The 20997-nt window shown below is 75.7% G+C and carries 19 protein-coding genes; 15 read left to right on the top strand and 4 right to left on the bottom strand.

The genetic code is table 11. The features are described from left to right. Positions 1-66: 66 nt before the first annotated feature. The 4 genes from AMPC_RS12730 (at position 67) to AMPC_RS12715 (ending at position 5966) form a co-directional block, all read left to right on the top strand. Positions 67-621: an RrF2 family transcriptional regulator gene (locus AMPC_RS12730; RefSeq protein WP_248341514.1), complete on the top strand. Its 555-nt coding sequence runs from the start codon at positions 67-69 to the stop codon at positions 619-621. A gap of 54 nt (positions 622-675) precedes the next feature. Then, on the top strand, positions 676-1410 hold the full coding sequence (locus AMPC_RS12725) for an NAD-dependent epimerase/dehydratase family protein (protein WP_248341513.1): 735 nt from the start codon (positions 676-678) through the stop codon (positions 1408-1410). Positions 1411-1658: 248 nt separating this feature from the next. Continuing rightward, positions 1659-4559 (top strand): pyruvate, phosphate dikinase, encoded by a 2901-nt coding sequence (gene ppdK, locus AMPC_RS12720; RefSeq protein WP_248341512.1) that lies wholly within the window; start codon positions 1659-1661, stop codon positions 4557-4559. A gap of 126 nt (positions 4560-4685) precedes the next feature. Continuing rightward, positions 4686-5966: a penicillin-binding transpeptidase domain-containing protein gene (locus AMPC_RS12715; RefSeq protein ID WP_248341511.1), complete on the top strand. Its 1281-nt coding sequence runs from the start codon at positions 4686-4688 to the stop codon at positions 5964-5966. Here the strand turns inward: AMPC_RS12715 and AMPC_RS12710 are convergent. The 4 genes from AMPC_RS12710 to AMPC_RS12695 all read right to left on the bottom strand — a co-directional run bounded on the left by AMPC_RS12710 (position 5924) and on the right by AMPC_RS12695 (position 11473). Continuing rightward, positions 5924-7210, bottom strand: coding sequence for a hybrid sensor histidine kinase/response regulator (locus tag AMPC_RS12710; protein ID WP_248341510.1), 1287 nt, complete (start codon positions 7208-7210; stop codon positions 5924-5926). The two genes, AMPC_RS12715 and AMPC_RS12710, sit on opposite strands and share 43 nt — an antisense overlap. Further along, entirely contained in the window at positions 7207-8622 is a 1416-nt protein-coding gene (locus AMPC_RS12705) for an HDOD domain-containing protein (protein ID WP_248341509.1), read from the bottom strand. The genes AMPC_RS12710 and AMPC_RS12705 overlap by 4 nt, the downstream gene beginning before the upstream one ends. Before the next feature lie 187 nt (positions 8623-8809). After that, positions 8810-10192, bottom strand: coding sequence for an HDOD domain-containing protein (locus tag AMPC_RS12700; RefSeq protein ID WP_248341508.1), 1383 nt, complete (start codon positions 10190-10192; stop codon positions 8810-8812). Positions 10193-10351: 159 nt separating this feature from the next. Next, a complete protein-coding gene (locus AMPC_RS12695; protein ID WP_248341507.1) occupies positions 10352-11473 on the bottom strand; it encodes a DUF4388 domain-containing protein in 1122 nt (373 codons plus the stop codon). A 64-nt stretch (positions 11474-11537) separates the two neighbouring features. On the opposite strand from AMPC_RS12695, the gene AMPC_RS12690 reads away from it, so the two are divergent. From AMPC_RS12690 to AMPC_RS12640, 11 genes are all read left to right on the top strand, one after another. Then, a complete protein-coding gene (locus AMPC_RS12690; protein WP_248341506.1) occupies positions 11538-12173 on the top strand; it encodes a TlpA family protein disulfide reductase in 636 nt (211 codons plus the stop codon). A 135-nt stretch (positions 12174-12308) separates the two neighbouring features. Further along, on the top strand, positions 12309-13265 hold the full coding sequence (locus tag AMPC_RS12685) for a dihydrodipicolinate reductase (RefSeq protein ID WP_248346312.1): 957 nt from the start codon (positions 12309-12311) through the stop codon (positions 13263-13265). Positions 13266-13288: 23 nt separating this feature from the next. Further along, complete coding sequence (locus AMPC_RS12680; RefSeq protein ID WP_248341505.1) at positions 13289-13726, top strand: MaoC family dehydratase N-terminal domain-containing protein; 438 nt, start codon at positions 13289-13291, stop codon at positions 13724-13726. 4 nt (positions 13727-13730) lie between these two features. Further along, on the top strand, positions 13731-14816 hold the full coding sequence (locus tag AMPC_RS12675; RefSeq protein WP_248341504.1) for a MaoC/PaaZ C-terminal domain-containing protein: 1086 nt from the start codon (positions 13731-13733) through the stop codon (positions 14814-14816). A gap of 8 nt (positions 14817-14824) precedes the next feature. Further along, positions 14825-15808, top strand: coding sequence for a TRAP transporter TatT component family protein (locus tag AMPC_RS12670; protein ID WP_248341503.1), 984 nt, complete (start codon positions 14825-14827; stop codon positions 15806-15808). A 26-nt stretch (positions 15809-15834) separates the two neighbouring features. Beyond that, positions 15835-17010: a trans-sulfuration enzyme family protein gene (locus AMPC_RS12665; protein ID WP_248341502.1), complete on the top strand. Its 1176-nt coding sequence runs from the start codon at positions 15835-15837 to the stop codon at positions 17008-17010. Beyond that, on the top strand, positions 17007-17822 hold the full coding sequence (locus tag AMPC_RS12660; RefSeq protein WP_248341501.1) for a DUF4292 domain-containing protein: 816 nt from the start codon (positions 17007-17009) through the stop codon (positions 17820-17822). Before AMPC_RS12665 ends, AMPC_RS12660 begins: the two co-directional genes overlap by 4 nt. 1 nt (position 17823) lies before the next feature. After that, complete coding sequence (locus AMPC_RS12655; protein ID WP_248341500.1) at positions 17824-18495, top strand: MotA/TolQ/ExbB proton channel family protein; 672 nt, start codon at positions 17824-17826, stop codon at positions 18493-18495. Further along, complete coding sequence (locus tag AMPC_RS12650; protein ID WP_248341499.1) at positions 18486-18947, top strand: ExbD/TolR family protein; 462 nt, start codon at positions 18486-18488, stop codon at positions 18945-18947. Before AMPC_RS12655 ends, AMPC_RS12650 begins: the two co-directional genes overlap by 10 nt. Before the next feature lie 160 nt (positions 18948-19107). Continuing rightward, positions 19108-20097, top strand: coding sequence for a GspE/PulE/PilB domain-containing protein (locus AMPC_RS12645; protein ID WP_248341498.1), 990 nt, complete (start codon positions 19108-19110; stop codon positions 20095-20097). Between the two features lie 53 nt (positions 20098-20150). Next, positions 20151-20972 (top strand): SIR2 family NAD-dependent protein deacylase, encoded by an 822-nt coding sequence (locus AMPC_RS12640; RefSeq protein WP_248341497.1) that lies wholly within the window; start codon positions 20151-20153, stop codon positions 20970-20972. Positions 20973-20997 lie beyond the last annotated feature (25 nt).

Genomic DNA, 20997 nt, shown 5'->3' with positions numbered 1-20997 from the left:
GAGCCCGGGCTCGCCTTGACGAGCCGCGCCCGTCGCGGCTATAAACTGCGACCTTAGAGGTGCAAGTTGAGCTCATCCCTGTACGGCGCCGGCGCCGAGTACGCGCTCCACTCACTCCTGATCCTGGCGGCGCGCGCGGAGCCGGTGAGCGCGCGCGACCTGGCGCGCTTCCAGGAGCTCCCGGAGCGCTTCCTCGCCAAGCTCTGCACGCGGCTCGAGAAGGCGAAGCTGGTCGAGGCGAGCGAGGGCGTCCAGGGCGGGTTCGTGCTGGCCCGGCCGCCCGAGCGGATCACGGTGCGCGACGTCCTCGAGGCGGTCGATCCGCACCGCACGCTCTTCGAGTGCGCCGAGATCCGGCGGCACTGCGCGCTCTTCGGCGGCGAGCCGCCGGGGTGGAGCGTCGCCGGCATGTGCCGGATCCACCTCTTCATGCGGGAGGCGGAGGGGGCGCTCCAGGGCTTCCTCGCCTCGAAGACGCTGGCGGACCTGGGCCAGGAGTTCGCGAAGAAGGCGCCCGAGCGGTTCGTCCGGGACGCCGAGGCCTGGTTCCAGGAGCGCCGGAGCGGGCGCGCGGAGGGCCGGCGGGGCCCTCCCCGAGGCGGCGCGCGCCGCAGGTCGTGAGCCGAGGGCAGTGACGTACCCACGCAGACGCAGCGAATCGAGACGGAGCTCCAGATGACGACGAAGAAGTGCGTGTTCCTCGCGGGCGCCGCGGGCGCCATCGGCCGGCGCCTCGCGCCGCTCCTCGTGGCGAGCGGCTGGCGGGTGGTCGGCACCACGCGGTCGGAGGGCAAGGTGGCCCTCTTGCGCGAGCTGGGGGTGGAGCCGGTCGTGGTGGACGTCTTCGACGCCGGCGCGCTGCGCGACGCCGTGGCCGAGGCGAGGCCGGAGGTGGTGATCCACCAGCTCACCGATCTGCCGCTCGGGCTCGAGGCGAGCAAGATGACCGCGGCCCTGGTGCGCAACGCGCGGCTCCGCGACGAGGGGACGCGAAACCTCGTCGCGGCCGCGGTGGGCGCCGGCGCGAGGCGGCTCGTCGCCCAGAGCATCGCCTTCGTCTACGCGGAGGGGCCCACGCCGCACCGCGAGGAGGACCCGCTGCTCCCCGAGACCCACCCGGTCTACGGCGAGACGGTGCGCGCCGTCGCGAGCCTCGAGCGCCAGGTGCTCGCCGCGCCGCTCGACGGCGTCGTCCTCCGGTACGGGCTCTTCTACGGCCCCGGCACCGGGTTCGACGCGCCCGTCGGCCCCGGCGCCGTGCACGTGGACGCCGCCGCCAAGGCCGCCGAGCTCGCCCTCACCCGCGCGACCCCCGGCGTGTACAACGTCGCCGAGGACGACGGCGCGGTGACGATCGAGAAGGCCACCCGGATCCTCGGCTGGGACGCGGGCTGGCGCGCGGGGCGCTGAGCGGCGTCGCGGCGGCCATCGCCAGCGACGGTTCGCTCTCGCAGACCCGCGCCGGCTACCGGCGGCCGGTCCGTTCCTTCCGGCCGCCGGCGAGCGACCGCCAGACCCTGCGCCACCTCCCCCCGCTTCCCCGCCCCGCCGCCTCCCCATCTTTTCGCCTCACTACTTGACCCCCATCAAGCCGGTCTGGTCCCCTGTCTGGCGGAATAGCCTCCTCCAGAAGTCCAAAAACCGTTGGGGAGCCGCACATGGCCAAGGCGAAGCGGATCTACGCGTTCGGCGGGGGCAAGGCCGACGGGAGCATGGAGCTCAAGAACCTGCTCGGCGGGAAGGGCGCGGGGCTCGCGGAGATGAGCCGCATCGGCATCCCGGTGCCGCCGGGGTTCACCATCACCACCGAGGTCTGCACCGAGTTCTACCGCTCGGGCGGCAAGCTCCCGAAGAGCCTCGTCCCGGAGATCCGGGCGGCGCTGGCGCAGACGGAGAAGCTCGTGGGCCGGCGGCTCGGCGACCCGAAGGACCCGCTCCTCGTCTCGGTCCGCTCCGGCGCCCGGGTCTCGATGCCGGGCATGATGGACACGGTCCTGAACCTCGGCCTCAACGACCGCACGGTGGAGGGGCTGGCGGTCCGGTCCAGGAACCCGCGCTTCGCCTGGGACAGCTACCGGCGCTTCTGCGCCATGTTCGGCGACGTGGTCCTCGGCATGAAGCCGGAGAAGAAGGAGGACCGCGATCCCTTCGAGCAGATCCTGGCCTGGAAGAAGCAGTCGCTCGGCGTGAAGGACGACTCGGAGCTCGGGGTCGAGGCGCTGCGCGAGATCGTGGCGGCGGAGAAGGCGGAGATCGCCCGGCGCGGCAAGGTGCTGCCCGAGGACCCGATGGCGCAGCTCCTCGCGGCGGTCGAGGCGGTCTTCCGCTCCTGGGACAACGAGCGCGCGGTGGCCTACCGGCAGCTCAACGGCATCCCGGCGGAGTGGGGCACGGCGGTCACCGTCCAGGCGATGGTCTTCGGCAACCTCGGCGACGACTCCGGCACGGGCGTGGCCTTCACCCGCGACCCGGCCACCGGCGAGAACGCCTTCTACGGCGAGTTCCTGGTGAACGCCCAGGGCGAGGACGTGGTGGCGGGCATCCGCACGCCGCAGAAGATCGCCGAGCTCGCGGCCCACTTCCCGGACATCGCCCGCCAGCTCGAGAAGGTGCGCGCCCGGCTCGAGCGCCACTACCGCGACATGCAGGACATCGAGTTCACCATCGAGGCGGGCAAGCTCTACGTGCTGCAGACCCGCTCCGGCAAGCGCACCGGCATCGCCGCGGTGCGCGCGGCGGTCGAGATGGCGGAGGCCGGCCTCATCAAGAAGGACGAGGCGGTGCTGCGGGTCGAGCCGGGGGCGCTCGACCACCTCCTGCGGCCGGTCTTCGACCAGCACGCGAAGGAGAAGGCGGTGGCCGAGGGCCGGCTCCTCGCCAAGGGGCTCCCGGCCGGCCCGGGCGCGGCGCGCGGGCGCCTGGTGTTCTTCGCCGACGAGGCGGCCGCCTGGAAGGAGCGGGGCGAGAAGGTGATCCTGGCCCGCCACGAGACGAGCCCCGAGGACATCCGCGGCATGGCCGCGGCGGAGGGCTTCCTCACCGCCTTCGGCGGCATGACCAGCCACGCCGCCCTCGTGGCCCGGCAGATGGGCAAGGTGGCGGTGGTCGGCTGCGGGGCGCTCGACTTCGACTACAACGCGCGCCAGATGACGGTGGCCGCGGCCGGCGGCTCGCGGGTGCTGAAGGAGGGCGACTGGCTCTCGCTCGACGGGTCCACCGGCGAGGTGATCGAGGGCGCGCTCGAGACCAGCCCGTCCGAGGTGGTCCAGGTGCTCCTCGAGAGGGCGCGCAAGCCGGCCGACGCGCCGCTCTACCGCGACTTCGCGAAGCTCCTCGGCTGGGCCGACCAGGCCCGCCGCCTCGACGTGCGCGCCAACGCCGACCAGCCCGACCAGGCGGCGGTGGCGGTCGCCTTCGGCGCCAAGGGCATCGGGCTCTGCCGGACCGAGCACATGTTCTTCGGCGAGGGGAAGATCGGCCCGATGCGCGAGATGATCGTGGCCGAGAACGAGGCCGAGCGGCGCGCCGCGCTCGCGAAGCTGCTGCCGCTGCAGCGGGCCGACTTCGCCGGGATCCTGAAGGCGATGGCGCCGAACCCGGTGGTGGTGCGCACCCTCGACCCGCCGCTGCACGAGTTCCTGCCGCACGACGCCGAGGGCATGGCCGAGCTGGCCCGCGCCACCGGCAAGACGGTGGACCGGATCCGGGAGCGGGTGGCCGAGCTGCGCGAGTCGAACCCCATGATCGGCCACCGCGGCTGCCGGCTCGGCATCTCCTACCCGGAGATCACCGAGATGCAGGCGCGGGCCATCTTCGAGGCGGCGTGCGACCTCGCCAAGGAGGGCGTGCACGTCCACCCGGAGGTGATGATCCCGCTCGTCGGCACGCGCAAGGAGCTCGACCACCAGCTCGAGGTGGTCCACGCCACCGCCGCCAAGGTGTTCGCCGAGAACGGGCGCAAGGTCCGCTACGAGGTGGGCACCATGATCGAGGTGCCGCGCGGCGCGCTGCGCGCCGGCGACATCGCCCAGAGCGCCCAGTTCTTCTCGTTCGGCACCAACGACCTCACGCAGATGACCTACGGCATCTCGCGCGACGACGTCGGGCCGGTGCTCGCCTCCTACTACGCGAAGGGGATCTACGAGGTCGATCCGTTCGTCACCATCGACCGGGTCGGCGTGGGGCAGCTCATGGAGCTCGCGGTCGAGCGCGGCCGCGCCACCCGCCCCGACCTCGAGATCGGCATCTGCGGCGAGCACGGCGGCGACCCCGCCTCGGTGGTGTTCTGCCACGAGCTCGGGCTCGACTACGTCTCCTGCTCGCCCTGGCGCATCCCCATCGCGCGGCTCGCCGCGGCGCAGGCGGCGCTGCGCGAGCGGGCCGCCCGCAAGGCGGCGGAGGCCAGGCCGGCCCCGCGCGCGCCGGCGCACCGCAACGGGGCCGTGGTGAACGGCGCCAGGGCCGCGGGCGGGGCGAGGCGGAATTCCGCGGTCGCCGCCCCCGCCAAGGCCCCCCGGGCGGGCGGGACGAAGCGCGCTCGCCCGTCTCCCAGGGCCTGACGCGAAGGAGGCCGGCCCGCCGAAGCGCTGGCCCGCTGCTTGCTTGGAAGGAGAGGCGCCTGGAAGACCAGGCGCCTCTTTTTTGACGGCTCTCCGAGCCCCTTGCAGAGTGGCCCCACTGCTTCGATGAAGACGCACCGCCTCGCCCCCTGGTTCCTCGCCGCGAGCGCCGGCCTGTTCGCGCTCCTCGCCTTCCCTTGGCGCCAGGACGCCCGTGGCGCGACGCCCCCCGCTCCCCAGGCTGCCGTCGCCGAGGCGACCGCGGCCGCCGCCTCGCCCCTCGCGCCCACCCTGGCGACCGTCGCCCACCCCGCAAGCCCTGCGCCGGCGGCCCCTGCGGCGCAGCCCGTGCTGGGCGACCCGCGCTGGGAACCCTCGCTGGGCCGGTACGTGGCGAGCTACGGCCCGCGGCGCGCCGTGCTCACCCTCGACCCGCGCCTGCAGCCCCGGCTCGAGAAGGCGCTCGCCGACGCTCGCATGCCCTGGGGCGCCACGGTGCTGCTCGAGCCCCGGACCGGGAAGGTGCTGGCGATGGCGGAGCGCTCCGAGGCCGGCGACGGCCGGGGGCTCGCGCTCCGGCCCCTCGCGCCGGCCGCCAGCGTCTTCAAGATCGTCACCTCGGCGGCGCTCCTCGAGCGCGGCGTCCAGCCCGAGTCGGAGGTCTGCTACCACGGCGGCAACCACCGCATCCAGCCGGGCCTGCTCAAGGACAGCCGCCGCGACGGGCGCTGCCTCTCGCTCTCCTCCGCCCTCGGCCACAGCGCCAACGTGGTCTTCGCGAAGCTGGCCGGCCGCGACCTCGAGCCGGCCGCGCTCCGCACCGAGGCGGGCCGCTTCCTCTTCAACGGCGCCATCCCCTTCGAGCGGCCGGTGGAGGCCTCGCCGGCGCAGATCCCCGACGACCGCTTCCAGTTCGCCACCACCGCGGCCGGCTTCGGCTCGGTCCGGATGTCCCCGCTCCACGCCGCGCTCATCGCCGCCATCGTCGCCAACAACGGCCTGTTCGTGCCGCCGCGCCTCGTCGACGAGGTGGAGGGCGGCGCCGGGCCGGCGCGCCCCACGCCGCACCAGGCGGTCTCGCCGCGGGTGGCCCTGGCGCTCGCCGAGATGATGCGGACCACCGTGACCGAGGGGACGGCGCGCCGCACCTTCGGCAAGGACCGCTGGCGCCGCTCGCCGCTGCGCGACGTCCTCGTGGCCGGCAAGACCGGCTCGCTCGCCGAGCAGCAGCCGTTCCGCGATTACACCTGGTTCGTCGGCTTCGCGCCGGTGAACGACCCGCAGGTGGCGGTGGCCACCGTCATCGCCAACGACCGGCTCTGGCACGTGCGCGCCTCGCAGGTCGCGCACCAGGCGCTCGAGGCCTACTTCGCGCTGCCGCGCGGGACCCGCACCGCCTCGCGGTAGCCGCTCGCCTCGCGCAGCGCCGTCACCAGCTCGACCGGGTCGAACGGCTTCTCGAGCCACGGGTTGGGCGTGCGCTCGAGGAAGCGGCGCGAGCCGGGCGTGAAGGCGCCCCCGGTCAGGAACACCGTCGCCGCGGCCAGCCCCGGATCGAGCCGGCTCACCTCGGCGAAGAGCTCCATCCCGGAGAGCTCCGGCATCATCAGGTCGCAGAGCAGGGCGTCGAACCGCTCCCCCTGGCGGAGGAGCTCGAGGGCCGTCCGCGCGCTCGTGTGGGGCACCACGTTGAAGTGGGGCGAGAGCACCCGGTAGACCGAGGCGCAGAGCAGCGGCTCGTCGTCCACCACCAGCACGCGCGGCCTCCCCGACCCGTCGCCGCCGGCCGACTTGCAGAGCCGGAGGCGGCTCTCGGAGGTGGCGGCCCGCAGCCGCACGCGGAAGAGCGCGCCGCGGGCGCCGGGCACGACCTCGATGGTCCCGCCGCAGCCCTCGACGGCGCCGCGCGCCGCCGCGAGCCCGAGCCCCGCGCCGCGCCCGCCGCTCCCCTGGCGGATGCCGGCCGTCCCGCCGGCGAACGGATCGAAGAGATCGGCGAGCGCCTCCTCCGGGATCGGCTCGCCGGTGTCGCGGACCTCCACCACCACCGCGCCCTCCTCGCGGCGGGCCGAGAGGCGGACCTCGCTCCCGGGAGGCGGCTCCTCGCCGAGGGCGGCGCTCGCCTGCAGCAGGAGGGTGAGGAACGCCTCCCCGAGCAGCGCGGCGGAGCCCTCGACCAGCAGCGGCCCCGGCGCGAGCGACACGGTGAAGGCGCCGCGGGCCCGCAGCTCGCCCGAGACCAGCCGCTGCACGTGCCCGAGCACCATCTCGAGGTCCACCGGGCCCGCGCCGGCGCCGGCCTGCTCCCGGCCGAAGGCGCGCAGGTCGGCGACGATGTCCGCCACGCGCTGCGCCCCCTCCGTCGCCTCCCGGAGCGCCGCCTCCACCTCGGCGAGCCGGGCCCGGGTCGCCGCCGGCACCTCGAGCCGCGACAGCTCCTCCCGGGCGTAGGCCGCGTTGACGAGCACGAAGGTGAGCGGGTTGTTGATCTCGTGGGCGAGGCCGCCGGCGAGCTTGCCGACCGCCGCGAGCCGCTCGGCCGCCGAGAGCTGCGCGCGTGCCCGCTCGAGGTGGCTGCGCCAGTCGGGCTCGGCGGGGCCGGTGAGGGCCCGCCAGGCGGCGCCCAGCCGCTCCCCCAGGGTACGACTCACGGCAGCCCTCCGGGCTGGCAGAGCACCGGCACCGGGTGACGGGCGCGCACCTGCCCGAGGCGGCCGCCGCCGGGACGGTGGGCGGCGGCGAGCGCCGACTCGGCGGCGCCGAGGAGGTCGTCGGCCGCCGCGAAGCCCTCGTCCGGCTCGTGGAGCGCGAGGCCGATCGAGACCGGCAGGTGGGCGGCCTCGGCCTGGCGGAGGATGCGCTCCGCCACCCGCACCGCGCCGTCCGGCGCGGTGTCGATGAGGAGGACCCGCGCCGACGCGCCGAGCGCGCCGACGAGGTCGCCGCGCCGGATGCAGCCGGCGAGCAGCGCGAGGAGCTGCGGCGGGCAGCCCTCCTCGCCGGTGCCCTCGAGCGTCGCCACCAGGGCGGCGAGGGGCTTGCGGCGGGCCTGGGCGCGCCCCAGCGCGAGCGCGCTGGTCCGGTCGAGGGCGCCGTCCTCGCGGCCGGACGGGGCGCGGTCCTCGGCCCCGGCGACCGCCGGCCCGAACCGGCCGGCGAGGCTGGCGCGGGCCTCCTCCAGCACCGACTCCATCCGGCCGGGTCCGCCGAGGTCGAACTCGAAGTCGGTGGCCGCCTCCGGCACCGCCACCGCCATCCGGGAGAGGATGGTCGAGATCACCTCGGCGCCGAGGCCGAGCCGGGCCTGCGCCGCGGCGAGCGCGCGCGCCGCCGCCTCGCCCGGCGAGGTCGAGGTCCAGACGTCGGCGAGGGGGCCGGAGAGGTGCACCGCCTGGAGGAACTGCCGGCCGCGATCGGGCGCCGCCGCCGGGCCGGGCGGGGCGTGGCTGGCGAGCGCGGCCTCCTGGAGCGCGGGGGGAAGGTTCCAGCGCTGCAGCAGGAGCCGCGTCACCTCGGCGTGGTCGGCGCCGAGGGCGCGCCGCTCCAGCTCGACGAGCCGAGGGTGGTCGCCGCCCGCCTCGCGCCAGAGCGCGCCGTACTCCTCCGGCAGCACCGCCGCGAGCGCCAGCATGCCGACGTCCTGCAGCAGCGCGGCGAGGAGGGTCTCCTCGGGGTCGAGGTGGAGGTGCTCGCCGAGCGCGCGGCCGGCGAGCGCCGAGAAGACGGCGCGCCGCCAGAAGGCCGGGTGGTCGAGCCCGCCCCCGTCGCCGCTCCGGCGCATGCGCAGCAGCGAGAAGGACAGGCAGATGGTGAGCGTGGTCTGCGACCCGAGCAGCGCCACTGCCCGCGACACCGTCCCGACCTGCCCGCGGGTCGCCAGGGAGGCGGAGTTGGCCGCGCGCAGGAGCCGCGCCGCCAGCGCCGGGTCGTTCGAGACCGCGCCGGCGATGAGCGCGAGGTCCACGTCCTCCTCCCGGCAGAGCCGCAGCACCTCCATCGCCACCGCGGGGAGGGTCGGCAGGGAGGGGCAAATGAGGAGGCGTTGCTCGAGGAGCGGATCCATCGTCGAGCCACCGCCTTGCATGGTCCGGTCCGCCGGGGCGCCGCGCCCATCGGGAAATTGTTCCGTCGTCCAGGGATCTTCCGGGATTGAACGGCCCGTGTGGCGCAGGTCGGGCCGGCCCCTGGGTAGAGCCGACCCGGCCCGAAACGCTCGATCCCGTGCGGGCCGGGACGCCGCGACCCGGACTTCACTCCGCCGCGAGCGCCGGCTCGCGCGGGCCGCCGCCCGCCACCCACGCCGGGCGCCCGCCCGCGGCCCGGCTCGCCGCGAGGGCCGCCTCGGCCGCGCGCTGCAGCTCGTGCACGTCGGTGAAGCTCCGCTCCGGATCGTGGAGGGCCACGCCGACCGCGAGCGGCACGCTCGCACTGGCCCGCATCCGCTCGGCCACCGCCAGCGCCTCGTCGGCCCCGGTCTCGAGCAGCACGGCCAGGAGCGCGCCCTTGCGCGGCCCGAGCAGATCGGCGGGGCGGAGGGTGCGGAGCAGCGCGTCCTTCAGGCTCGCCAGGTCGGTGTCGGCACGGCAGGGGGCCACGAGGACCGCCGCGAGGGGCCGGTAGCGGGCGCGGGCCCGGGCCAGGCAGGCGGCGGTGGCGAGCTCGAGGGCGTCCGGCGCCCAGGCGGTCGCGCCCGGCCGCGCGTCGGCCTCGCTCGCCGAGGCGTGGTGGTCGAGCACCGACCGGGCCTCGTCCAGCACCGCCTCGACGCGGCCGCCGCCGAGGTCGAGCTCGAAGTCGGCCGAGGCCTCCGGCACCGCCGCGCCCATGCGGGCGAGGATGGTCGCGATCACCTCGGGGCCGAGGCCGAGCCGCGCCTGGCCGGCCTCGAGCGCCTCGCGGGTGGCCCGCGCGGCTGCGCCCGAGACCCAGACGTCGGCCAGGCGGCCGGAGAGGTAGACGCACTCGAGGAAGCGCCGGCGCGCGTCGTCCTCCTCCTCCGGAGGCGCCGCGGCGTGGCTCGCGATGGCCGCCTCCTGGATGATGGCCGGCAGCTTCCAGTGGGCGGCGAGCAGCCGGCTGGCCTCGCCGTGATCGACGTCCAGCGCCTCGCGCTCGAGGGCGACGAGCGCGTCGTGGTCGCCCTCGGCCGCGGCGTAGAGCGAGCCGTAGTCGGCCGGGAACACCTCGGCGAGCGCCAGGATCCCGAGGTCCTGCAGGAGGCAGCAGAGGAACGCCTCCTCCGCCTCGAGCCCGAGCTGCTCGCCCAGGGCGCGCCCGGCGATCGCGGAGAAGACGGCGCGCCGCCAGAAGGCCTGGTGGTCGAGCCCGTGGGGCGGGCCTTGCCGGCGCTGGCGCACCAGCGAGAAGGAGAGCACCACGGCGAGCGTGGCGTTCGAGCCGAGGAGCGCGACGGCCCGCCGGGCGGTCGCGACCTGCCCGCGGGTGGCGAAGCTGGCGGAGTTGGCGGCGCGCAGGAGCTGGGCGGCGAGCGCCGGGTCCCGCGACACCACCGCGGCGACCTCCGTGAGGTCGATCTCCTCCGCGTGGCAGAGCTGCAGCACCTCCAGCGCCACGGCCGGGAGGCTGGGCAGGGAGGGGCAGGAGAGGATCCGTTGCTCGAGCTGCGTGTCCATCGCGGGGGGGACAGTTGCACGAGCCGCGCCCGGCCGCCGCCGCGCCGGGTCGCGTGAAATCGGACGTTTGCGGGCCCGAGCCCGGCGTGCCGGGAGGGTGGGGCAGGACCCGGGTCCGGGCCGCTCCCTGCGAACGCGCCAGGATCAGCCGAACGCTCCTCAGGCGAGCGACACGATCCGGCCCTCCACGAACTTCTGCATCGCCTTCAGGATCTCGAGCTCGGGGATGGGCGCGAGCTGGACGATCTGGCGGAGGTCGCGGGTGCCGTCGCAGCGGGAGAGGAGGTACTTCTCGGCCGCCGGGAGCCGCATCAGCGCGAGGTCCTGGGCGCGCACCTTGAGGGAGGGGGTGCGGGGCGGGTCGAGGAAGCGGGGGCGCAGGTCGGCCGCGAGCGCCTCGGTCGCCTCGGCCAGGAGAGCGCGCGCGAGCGGGTCCTGCGGGTCCTGCGACAGCGCCCGGACCGCCGCCTCCTCGGCGCGGGCCGCGCGACCGGCGGCGAGGTGGGCCCGCCCGTCCTTCACGAGGTCGCTCGCCACGCGCGGCTCGGGGGTCGGGGAGGTGCCGGCGGCGGGCGCCGCGTCCTCGGCGCGGGCCGGGCGCAGCAGCCCCTGGCGGTGGAGCGCGTAGAGCCGCTGGTAGAGGTGGAAGTCGGTGGCGTGGAGGGCGAGCCCGATCTCGTCGATGGTCCGCCGCTCGCGCGCGAGTTGCACGAGCCGGCGCTCGAGCTCGCCGGCGCGCGCCGTCTTCTGCTCGTCCACCTCGAGCGAGAGGGTCCCGGAGGGGAAGACGCTGCGGAAGGCGCGCCAGGCGGTGGCGCGGAAGTCGGCCTCGCGGATCACCTCCGCCAGCGGGACCGCCGCGTCGAGCTCCTCGCGCGGGGGCGGCGGGGCGGCGTCCACCTGGAACACGCCCGAGTCCCACACCAGCGCGTCGAGCAGGGTCTCGCGGATCTTGAGCGCGAGCACCTGCTTCACCACCTCCGGCGTGACCACCCCCGCGAGCGTGAGCACCTTCCCGAGCCGGACGTGCGTCTCCTCCTGCGTGGAGAAGGCCTTGGTGAGCTGCTCCTCGGTGAGGTGGCCGAAGTTCATGAGGAGCTGGCCGAGGTACTCGCGGGGATCGTTGGAGGCGGCCCCCAGCGCGAGCCCGCGCTCCACGTAGATGGTCTTGCGGACCGTGCCGCGCTCGCAGGTGAGCGTGCCGGTGAGCTCGCGCCGGAGGAGGAGCTCGAGCACCTCGAGGAGCGGCATCACCGCGAAGTGGCCCATGAGCCCGCGCATTCGCTCGAATGGTCGCCCGTCCGCCGTCTGGCGGCAAGGTCGCTCATCGCGGTAGAAGGGCCGCATGAGCGAGAACGGAGCGGCGAAGGCGCAGTCGGGCGCGCCGGCCGGCCGGCGGGGCCTGTGGCTCGCCGCCGGGGCGGTGGGGCTCTTCGTGGCGGCGGTGGCGGGCTGGATGGTGGCGCAGACGCGGGCGCCCAAGGCGCCCCCGGTCCCGGCGCAGCTCGGGATGCTGGCGACCGACCTGCCGGCCCCGCCGTTCCGGGTCCAGGCGGCAACGGGCGCGCCGGTCTCCCTGGTCGACGTGAAGGGGCAGGTGACCCTGGTCCACTTCTGGGCCACCTGGTGCCCCCCCTGCCGGGAGGAGCTGCCGGGCCTCGTCCGGCTCGGGCGCGACCTCGAGGCCCGCTACCCGGGCAGGTTCAAGCTGCTCGCCATCTCGGTGGACGACAGCTGGGAGGCGGTGCAGCAGTTCTTCGCCCAGGCGGGTCCCCCGGGGGTGCTCGTGGCCCGCGATGTCGACGGTTCGGCGACCCAGGCCTACTTCTGCGCCGCGCGGGGGGCTTGCCCCAAGAACTTCCAGTTCCCTGAGTCTTATCTGGTGGATGCCCGGGGCCGGCTGATCGCCTACGTGCCGGACGCCTGCAACTGGAGCGACCCGGCGGCCCGCGAGTACCTCGAAGGGCTGATCCGCGGCTGAGCCGCGCGGTCCGGGGCGCCCGGATCCTCTGAGCTTGGTCCGGCCGCCGGGCTCGATTATAAACCCCGAGTCACGCGCAGTTTCACTCGGAGGAGGAAGCCCTTGGCCGATCGCGGCGGTATCCCGGTGGTGGTGATGGGCCTGGGCGACATCGGCCGGGCCATCGCCCGCGCAGTGCTCGCCGGGCCGGACCTGCGGCTGGTCGCCGCGGTGGACCGCGCGCCGGCGCTCCACAGCCAGAAGCTCGAGGCCCTGCTCGGCGTCCCGTGCCCCAACGTGCCGGTCTACGCCGAGCCCTCCAAGGCCTTCGCGGCGGCGCGCGGCGGGGTGATGCTGCAGGCCACCACCTCCTCCTTCCAGGACGTGGTGCCGCAGATCGAGCAGGCGCTCGCGGCGGGGCTCTCGGTGGTCTCCACCTGCGAGGAGCTCGCCTTCCCCTGGCTCCGGTTCAAGGACGAGGCCGACGCGCTCGACCGGCTCTGCCTCAAGAAGGACCTCGGCGTCCTCGGCGTGGGCGTGAACCCGGGCTTCGCCCTCGACCGCCTGCCCGCCTTCCTCTCCCAGGTCGCCGGGCCGGTGCGCCACATCCGCGGCCTGCGCGTGGTGGACGCGGCGAAGCGCCGCCCCGCGCTGCAGCGCAAGGTGGGCGCGAGCCTCACCGAGGAGGTCTTCGAGGCCGCGGTGGATCGGGGCGACCTCGGCCACATCGGCCTCGCCGAGTCGGCGGCGCTGGCGGCGCTCGGGTGCGGCATGGAGCTCGACGAGGTGGAGGAGGAGATCGAGCCCATCCTCGCCGACCGCGACCACGACTCGGCCGTGCCGGTGAAGAAGGGGCAGGTGGCCGGGATGCGCCAGGTGGCGACCGGCTTCGTGGACGGCCGCGAGGTGGTGCGGCTCGACGTGACCATCGCCGTCGGGGCGGAGGAGCCGCGCGACGAGGTGGAGCTCGACGCCGACCCGCCGGTGAAGGTGCAGATCCCGGGCGGGCTCGCCGGCGACCAGGCGACAGCCTGGCTGGTGGTGAACGCCGCGACCGCCATCGGCGAGCTGCGCGGCCTGGTCACGGTGCTGGACCTTCCCTCCGGCCGCTAGCCGTCCGGGAGAGGAGAACGCGGATGCTCGACAGGTCACTCGTCGGCCGGGAGAGCGAGCCGGTCACGGTCGAGGTGGAGCGCGGCGCGATCCGCCGCTTCGCCGAGGCGATCGGCGATCAGAACCCCATCTACGAGGACGAGGCGGCGGCCCGGTCGGCCGGCTTCGCGGCGCTCGCCACCCCGCCCACCTTCCCGTCGGTGCTGGCCGGGAACGACCGCTTCCGGCAGTCGCTCGGGCTCGACCCCGGCTCGTTCCTGCACGGCGAGCAGTCGTTCGAGTACGGCCGGCCGCTCGTGGCGGGCGACCGGGTGACGGTGCGCAGCCGGGTGGCCGAGGTCTCGGAGCGGCCGGGGCCGAGCGGTCCGGCGGAGCTGCTGGTGATCGAGGACGAGGGGCGCGACGCGAGCGGGGCGCTGCTGTTCCGGGCCCGGCAGACGCTCGTGCTCCGGCGAGGGTGAACGGATGAGCCTGCTCGCGCGACAGCTCTACTTCGAGGCGGTGAAGGTCGGCGACGAGCTGCCGCCCCTCGTGAAGCCGCCCATCGACCGGATCCAGAGCGCGCGGTACGCCGGCGCGACCGGCGAGTTCAACCCGCTCTCCATCGACGAGCCGCACGCCCGCAACGCCGGGTTCCCGAGCGTCATCGTGCCGGGGATGCTGGCGATGGGCTTCGTCGGCGAGCTGGTGGTGGACTGGCTGCGGGCCGCGCGCCTGCGCCGCTTCAGCGCCCGCTTCGTGAAGATCGTCTGGCCGGGCGACGTGCTCACCTGCCGCGGCAAGGTGGTGGAGCGCCGCTTCGGCGAGCCGGGCACCTACCTCGCCGACCTCGAGGTCTGGGTGGAGAACCAGCGCGGCGAGCTCGTGCTCCGCGGGCAGGTCACGGCGCAGCTCTACTACAACGCCGACGACGACGCCCGGCAGCACGCCGGCCAGCCGCCGCTCGTGGTCACCGAGGCCGAGGAGGCGGCGCGGCTCGCGAAGCTGCACCCGCCGCCGCGCAAGCCGGCCCCGGCGCCCGCCCCCGCGGCGAAGCCGGCCCCGACCCCGTCCGCGGTCGCGAGGCCTTCGCCGAAGGCCGGCCCGCCCGCCAAGGCGCCCGCCCCCGCCAGGCCCGCCGCCGTGTCGAAGCCGGCCTTCCCCGCGAGGCCGGTGGTCGCGGCGAAGCCGGCCGCGGCCCCGAAGGTCCAGGCGGCGAAGCCCGTCCCGGCGGCGAAGCCGGCTCCGGCCGCGAAGCCGGCGGCGGTCGCGAAGCCGGGTCCGGCCGCGAAGGCGCGCCCCGCTCCGCCGGCGAAGGCGGGTCCGGTCGCGAAGACGCCGGGGCTCGCGAAGGCGGTGGCGGCGCGGCCCGCGCCGAAGAAGGCCGCGAGGCCCTCGAAGCCGCCGGCCCGCCCGGCCGCCAAGTCCCCGCCGCGCCCGAGCGCGCACGGCAAGCCGAAGCCGCACCCGGCGAGCCCCAAGCCGGCCCGCTCCCTGCCGCCGCTCAAGCCGGCCTCGCGGGCCGGCCGCAGCGCGCCCGGCAAGAAGCCGTCCGCGAGGAAGAGGCGCTGAGGGAGCGGATGGCCGCGAGGTCGCGTCGCGCCGCGCTGGCGGCCGCGGGGGCCGCCTGGCTCGTCGCGGCCACTCCCTCCCTCGCCCTCCCCCGCGGCGCGGGGGAGGGGACCGACGGCGAGGCGCCGCAGCCCGCGGCAGCAGCCTCCGCGGCAACAGCCCCCGCGCCGACCCCGGGGTCCACCCTCCCCGCCGGGCGGGGAGGGCCGGGGAGGGGCGGCCAGGAGCCCGCGCCCGACCGCTTCGCCGAGGCGCTCGCGCGCGGCGATCGCGCCTTCGCCGGGCGCGCCGACGAGGGGCTCCTGCGCGAGGCCATCCGCGCCTACGGCGACGCCGCCGCCGAGCGGCCCGGGGATCCCCGCGCCGAGCTCCCGCTCGCGCGCGCCTGGATGCTCCTCGCCCTCGCGGCGCCCGCCGAGACCCCCGGCGCCTGCGACGCCGCCGCGCGCGCGGCGGAGCGCGCGCTGCGGGCCCAGGACCCGGCCTTCGCGGCGGCGGTGGACGGCGGCGAGCCGCCCGAGAAGGCGCTCGCGGCGGTGAAGGCCCCCGGCGCCGAGGCGCTCTACTGGCTCTCCTACGCCAGCCTCGAGGCCGCGCGCGCCCGCGGCTTCGCCGCCGTGCTCGCCGTGCGCGACGCGGTGCTCGCCGGCCTCGGCCGCGCCGTGGCCCTCGACGAGACGGTGGACCACGCCGGTCCGCGCCGCGTCCTCGGCGACCTCCTCGCCGGCCTGCCCTCCGCCGTGGGCGGGGGCGCGGCGAAGGCGCGGGCGCACTTCGAGCGGGCGCTCGCGCTGGCGCCGGACTATCAACTCACCCGGGTGCGCGAGGCCGAGCGGCTCGCGGTCCTCCTCCAGGACCGCGCGCTCTTCGACCGGCTCCTGGCGGAGGTCTCGGGCTCCGAGCCCGGCCGCGCCCCCGCGGTCGCGCCGGAGAACGCGCTGTCCCGGCGCCTCGCCGCCGCCCTGCGCAAGCGGGCGGATCGGCTCTTCTGAAGGAAGCACGAGAGGTCACGTCCCAGATGAACACCCAGAAGCTCGGCACCCTCGCCGTCCACGCCGGCGAGGACGAGGTGCTCGAGGTCCCCTCCGTCAACGTCCCCGTCTACCTCAGCACCACCTACCGCTTCGCCGACGCGGCCGCGGCGGAGGCCTACCTCGACGACCCGCGCGGCAAGTGGCTCTACAGCCGGCTCGAGAACCCGACCGTCCTCGCCGCGGAGCGGAAGCTCGCCGCGCTCGAGGGGGCCGAGGCGGCGCTCTGCTTCGCCTCCGGCATGGCCGCCGTCACCGCCGCGCTGCTCGCGGTGCTGAAGCAGGGCGACCTGCTCCTCGTCTCCGACGCGCTCTACGGCGAGAGCCTGCGGCTCTGCCGCGACGTGCTCGCGAAGTTCGGCGTCGAGGTGCGGAGCGCGCCCATCGCCGGGCTCGCGCAGGCCGTGGAGGAGGCGCCCTCGAACGCGCGGGCGCTCCTCTTCGAGACGCCGGCCAACCCGATGGCGCGGGTGGCCGACGTCCCGGCGGTCGCCAACGCCTGCCGGCGCCGCGGCCTCACCTCGATCCTCGACGCCACCTTCGCGACGCCGGTGAACCTCCGGCCGCTCTCCTACGGCGTGGACCTCGTGCTCCACAGCGCCACCAAGTACCTGAACGGCCACTCGGACCACCTCGCCGGCGTCGTCGCGGGCGGGAAGGCGCTCGTGGCCGAGGTGGAGAAGGTGCGCCGCTCCACCGGCGCCAACCTCGACCCGGCCGTCGCCTACGACCTCGTCCGCGGCGTGAAGACGCTCGAGGTCCGGGTGCTGCGCCAGAACGAGACCGCGCTGCAGGTGGCCCGCGCCCTCGAGGGCCACCCCAAGGTGGCCCGGGTCTCGTACCCGATGCTCCCCTCCCACCCCGACCACGCGCTCGCGAAGCGGCTCTTGCGGGGCGGCGGCGGCGTGCTCGCCTTCAGCGCCAAGGGCGGCTACGAGGCCATCTGCCGCGTGCACGACGCGCTCCGGATCGTGGCGCGCGCGAGCTCGCTCGGGGGCGTCGAGAGCCTCGCCTCCATCCCGGTCATCTCCTCGCACCGGCACGCCACCCACGCCGAGCTGGCGGCGGCCGGCATCGACCGGGGAACCCTGCGCCTCTCGGTGGGGCTCGAGGATCCCGAGGATCTCGTCGCCGATCTCCTGCAGGCGCTGGAGCGGGCGTGAGGCGGCCGCTCCTCGCCGCGCTCCTCCTCGCCGCGGCGGCCTGCGCGCGGCGGGCGCCGCCGCCCCCCGACCTGTCGCAGGACCCGGCGGCGCTGCTCGCCGCGGTGCGGGCGACGCAGGACAAGGTGCGCAGCGTGCAGGGGAGCGCGCGGGTGCGCATCGACGCGCCCGGCATGAAGGTGCCGGGCGGCCTGCAGGAGTTCGTGGCGGCGGAGAAGCCGGACCGGCTCCACCTCGAGACCCTCGACTTCTTCGGCAACGTCGCGGCGGTGCTCGTCGCGAGCGGCGGCCGCTTCGCGCTCTACGACGCCCGCGAGCACGTGCTCTACCGCGGCGAGGCGACGCCGGAGAACGTCTCGCGGTTCCTGCCGGTGCTCCTCCCGGTCGAGGAGCTCGTCACGATCCTGTGCGGCTCGGCCCCCATCCTGCCCGGCCGGCCGGTCTCGGTGCAGCCGGGCGACGGCTCCCTCCTGCTCACCCTCGCGCAGGGGGCGGTCGGGCAGCGGCTCCAGGTCGGCGAGCTCGCGGCCATCAGCTCCTCCCGCGTCCGCCGCCTCGGCCGCGATGCCGCCGGCCGCGAGGTGGAGGACGCGCCGGCCTACGACCTCGACCTCAACCTGCGCCGCCACCGCGCCGGCGTGGTATTCCCTCTGGAGCTGAAGCTCATCGCCCCCTCCGCGCGCTCCACGGTGGAGCTGACGTGGGGCGAGGACCTCGACATCAACGGCCGCGTCGATCCGAAGCTCTTCGAGATGAACCCGCCGAAGGGCGCGCGGGTGGTCGAGCTCGGGAGCGGCCAGGAGCAGCGCTGAAGTGAACCTCGACTTCCTCACCGTCCTGAAGACCGGCGGCGTCGCCATGTGGCTCATCGGGCTCTGCTCGGTGGCGGCGGTGGCCGTGGGCCTGGAGCGCGGCATCGCCCTCTGGCGCTTCGTGGAGAAGGCGCGGGGGCTCGCCGACGCCGTCACGCGCGCGCTCTTCCGGGGCGACCTCGACGACGCCCGCGCCCAGTGCGAGCGCTCCGGCTCGCCCGCCGCCGAGGTGTTCCTCGCCGCCCTGGTGACCGCGCCCGCCCCCGCGGCCGGCGCCCCGGCGGCGCCCCCGGCGCGGGCCCGGCCGACCCCGGAGAAGGTCGCGGCGGCGGTCGAGCGGGAGCGGCAGCAGCTCAACGTGAAGCTCCGGGCCCGGCTCTGGATCCTCGGCACCATCGGCGCCACCGCCCCCTTCATCGGCCTCTTCGGCACCGTGGTCGGCATCATGCGCGCCTTCCACCAGATGGGCGTCACCGGGGCGGGCGGCTTCAGCGTCGTCGCCGCCGGCATCTCGGAGGCGCTCATCACCACCGCCGGCGGCATCGCGGTCGCCATCGAGGCGGTGGTGGTCTTCAACTTCCTCAACACGCACGTGCAGAAGCTCTCGCTGCAGATGCGCCTCCTCACCGAGGAGTACCTCGAGATCGTGAAGGAGTCCCTGCCATGGCCGTGAGCGGTCCGGGCGGCGGCGACGACGCCGAGGGCGGCGAGGGCGGCGGCATCTTCGCCGACATCAACATCACGCCGCTCACCGACATCTTCCTCGTGCTGCTCATCATCTTCATGGTCACCACCACCGCCATCGCGGAGCAGGGCGGGCAGAACGGCGGCCTCAAGGTGAACCTGCCGAAGGGCGGCCGCAGCGACGCGGTGCAGGAGGTGCACGACCTCGCCATCGCGGTGCTCGAGGACGGGCGCACGGTGGTCGCCGGCAAGGTGGTGGACGAGTCGGCGCTCTCGGGGCTCCTCGACGAGGCGGCGAAGCAGAACCCCGACACGCTCGTGCTGGTGCAGGCCGACCAGGGCGTCGCCCACGGCAAGGTGGTGGCCGTCATGGATCTGGCGCGGCGCCACGGGCTGTCGCGGCTCGCCATCGCCACCCGGGCCGATTCCGCGGGGCAATAGCCAGGCCCGCTCGATGCATGAGTGGCTCCGGGCGGCCCGATCGGGTGCGCGGTCGCCAGCCGATTGACCCGTTCGCTCGACTCGACCAGGGTCGAGCGCCGCTGTAGGATTTCCAGAGAGAACCCAAATGAGCCCGCCCCCGAAGAAACGTCTCGGCGAGATGTTGATCGAAGCCGGGGTCATCGACGACACGCAGCTCAAGGCCGCCCTCGGCCACCAGCGGCGTTGGGGCGGGAAGCTCGGTCAGTCCCTCGTGGACATGAAGATGACCACCGAGGCGCACATCGTCGAGGCGCTCGCGCGGCGGTTCGGCTACGAGGTGGTCAACCTGCGCGACCTGCGGCCGAGCCCGGCCCTCGACGCCGCCCTGGCCCTCGTCTCGCGCGACCTCGCCACGCGCCATACCTTCCTGCCGTTCGCGGTGGACACGGGCAGCCTCTCCATCGCGATGAGCGACCCCTCCAACATCGCCGCGGTGGACGAGCTCTCGTTCCGGACCGGCAAGCGGATCAAGGTGGCGCTCGCGGGCGACCGCGAGGTCTACGACGCCATCCGGCGCTTCTACTACGCCGAGGAGGAGGCGGAGCGGACGGTCGAGCCCATCACGCTCGAGACCGATCCGGAGCCGGCCCCCCTCCAGATGGAGACGACCACCGATCCCTTCGGCTCGCTCCAGAGCTTCTTCGACGAGATGGCGCGCCAGCCGCCCGCGGCGGCCCCCGCGCCGCGCCCGCCGGCGCCCCCGGCGCGCGCCCCGGCTCCACCCGCGCCCGCGCCGCGCGCCGTCACCCCACCGGCCGCGTTCGCCCGGCCCGCGCCCGCTCCCGCGCCGGTGCGCGCCGCGCCGCCGCCGCCCGCCCGGCTCGCGCCGCCCCCGGCCGGCGTGGGCGCCCGCCCGCCGCTCGACCTGTTCGACGAGGACGAGATCCTCGACGTGAGCGAGCTCGCGCCGGCGGAGCCTCCCGCGGGCCGGCCGCTCGCCCCGGGCGAGCAGCTCCTCGTCGAGGCGGTGCTGAAGCTCGCCCGCGGCGAGCCGGTGGACCCCGCCATCCTGTCGCCGCAGCGGCTCGCGGCGGGGCTGATCCGGCTGCTCCTCGACAAGAAGGTCGTCACGCCGGCCGAGGTGGCGCAGGCGCTGTCGCGCCGGTAGCGCCCGCCCGGTCCCCGGCGCCGCGTCCGCCCTGCCCCTAGAATGGGGCGGTGATGGAACCTGCCCTGCAGTCGGTCCTCGAGCCGGTGCGCGCGCGCCGCGGCCGCGTCGTGGTCCTCACCGGCGCCGGCATCTCCGCCGAGAGCGGCATCCCCACCTTCCGCGGCGCGGAGGGCTACTGGGTGGTCGGCTCCCGGAACTACATGCCGCAGGAGATGGCCACGCTCGAGATGTTCGAGCGCGCGCCGGACGAGGTCTGGCGCTGGTACCTCTACCGGTTCGGCGTCTGCAAGGACGCCCTGCCGAACGAGGGGCACCGCGCCCTCGTCGCCCTCGAGCGCGGGCTCGGCGACCGCTTCACGCTCGTCACCCAGAACATCGACGGCCTGCACCGGCGCGCCGGCTCGTCCGAGGCCCGCACCTGCTGCATCCACGGGGACGCCGCCTGGGTGCGCTGCGCCCAGGGCTGCCCCGGGCTCCTGCCGCTGCCCGACATGGGCCGGCGCGGGGCCGCGGACCCGTTCACCGCGGCCGACCGCGCGCGGCTCGCCTGCCCGCGCTGCGGCGGCTGGCTGCGCCCGCACGTGCTCTGGTTCGACGAGTGCTACGACGAGGAGCACTACCGGATGGACACGGCGCTGGGCGCCGCCTGGTCCGCCGACCTGCTCCTGGTGGTCGGCACGAGCGGCGCGACCAACCTGCCCATGCAGATCGGCCAGCTCGCCTTCCGGCGGCAGATCGCGCTCGTGGACGTGAACCCCGAGCCGAACCCGTTCGCCGAGCTGGCGGAGCGGAGCGGCCGCGGCTTCTTCGCCCGCGGGAGCGCCTCCGAGCGGCTGCCGGAGATCGTGCGGGCGCTGCTGCCGGCCGCGTGAGCGGGGGCGGCGGCGCGGCCCGGCC

The sequence above is a fragment of the Anaeromyxobacter paludicola genome, assembly GCF_023169965.1.
Taxonomy (GTDB): domain Bacteria; phylum Myxococcota; class Myxococcia; order Myxococcales; family Anaeromyxobacteraceae; genus Anaeromyxobacter_B; species Anaeromyxobacter_B paludicola.
This window is presented reverse-complemented; position numbering and strand designations above follow the sequence as displayed.

What these genes read in the sequence shown, in the direction of transcription:
- AMPC_RS12725 (WP_248341513.1), top strand. Translation starts at nt 676, where the DNA reads ATGACGACGAAGAAGTGCGTGTTCCTCGCGGGCGCCGCGGGCGCCATC.
- ppdK (WP_248341512.1), top strand. Translation starts at nt 1,659, where the DNA reads ATGGCCAAGGCGAAGCGGATCTACGCGTTCGGCGGGGGCAAGGCCGAC.
- AMPC_RS12715 (WP_248341511.1), top strand. Translation starts at nt 4,686, where the DNA reads ATGAAGACGCACCGCCTCGCCCCCTGGTTCCTCGCCGCGAGCGCCGGC.
- AMPC_RS12705 (WP_248341509.1), bottom strand. Translation starts at nt 8,622, where the DNA reads ATGGATCCGCTCCTCGAGCAACGCCTCCTCATTTGCCCCTCCCTGCCG.
- AMPC_RS12700 (WP_248341508.1), bottom strand. Translation starts at nt 10,192, where the DNA reads ATGGACACGCAGCTCGAGCAACGGATCCTCTCCTGCCCCTCCCTGCCC.
- AMPC_RS12695 (WP_248341507.1), bottom strand. Translation starts at nt 11,473, where the DNA reads ATGCGCGGGCTCATGGGCCACTTCGCGGTGATGCCGCTCCTCGAGGTG.
- AMPC_RS12690 (WP_248341506.1), top strand. Translation starts at nt 11,538, where the DNA reads ATGAGCGAGAACGGAGCGGCGAAGGCGCAGTCGGGCGCGCCGGCCGGC.
- AMPC_RS12685 (WP_248346312.1), top strand. Translation starts at nt 12,309, where the DNA reads ATGGGCCTGGGCGACATCGGCCGGGCCATCGCCCGCGCAGTGCTCGCC.
- AMPC_RS12680 (WP_248341505.1), top strand. Translation starts at nt 13,289, where the DNA reads ATGCTCGACAGGTCACTCGTCGGCCGGGAGAGCGAGCCGGTCACGGTC.
- AMPC_RS12675 (WP_248341504.1), top strand. Translation starts at nt 13,731, where the DNA reads ATGAGCCTGCTCGCGCGACAGCTCTACTTCGAGGCGGTGAAGGTCGGC.
- AMPC_RS12670 (WP_248341503.1), top strand. Translation starts at nt 14,825, where the DNA reads ATGGCCGCGAGGTCGCGTCGCGCCGCGCTGGCGGCCGCGGGGGCCGCC.
- AMPC_RS12665 (WP_248341502.1), top strand. Translation starts at nt 15,835, where the DNA reads ATGAACACCCAGAAGCTCGGCACCCTCGCCGTCCACGCCGGCGAGGAC.
- AMPC_RS12650 (WP_248341499.1), top strand. Translation starts at nt 18,486, where the DNA reads ATGGCCGTGAGCGGTCCGGGCGGCGGCGACGACGCCGAGGGCGGCGAG.
- AMPC_RS12645 (WP_248341498.1), top strand. Translation starts at nt 19,108, where the DNA reads ATGTTGATCGAAGCCGGGGTCATCGACGACACGCAGCTCAAGGCCGCC.
- AMPC_RS12640 (WP_248341497.1), top strand. Translation starts at nt 20,151, where the DNA reads ATGGAACCTGCCCTGCAGTCGGTCCTCGAGCCGGTGCGCGCGCGCCGC.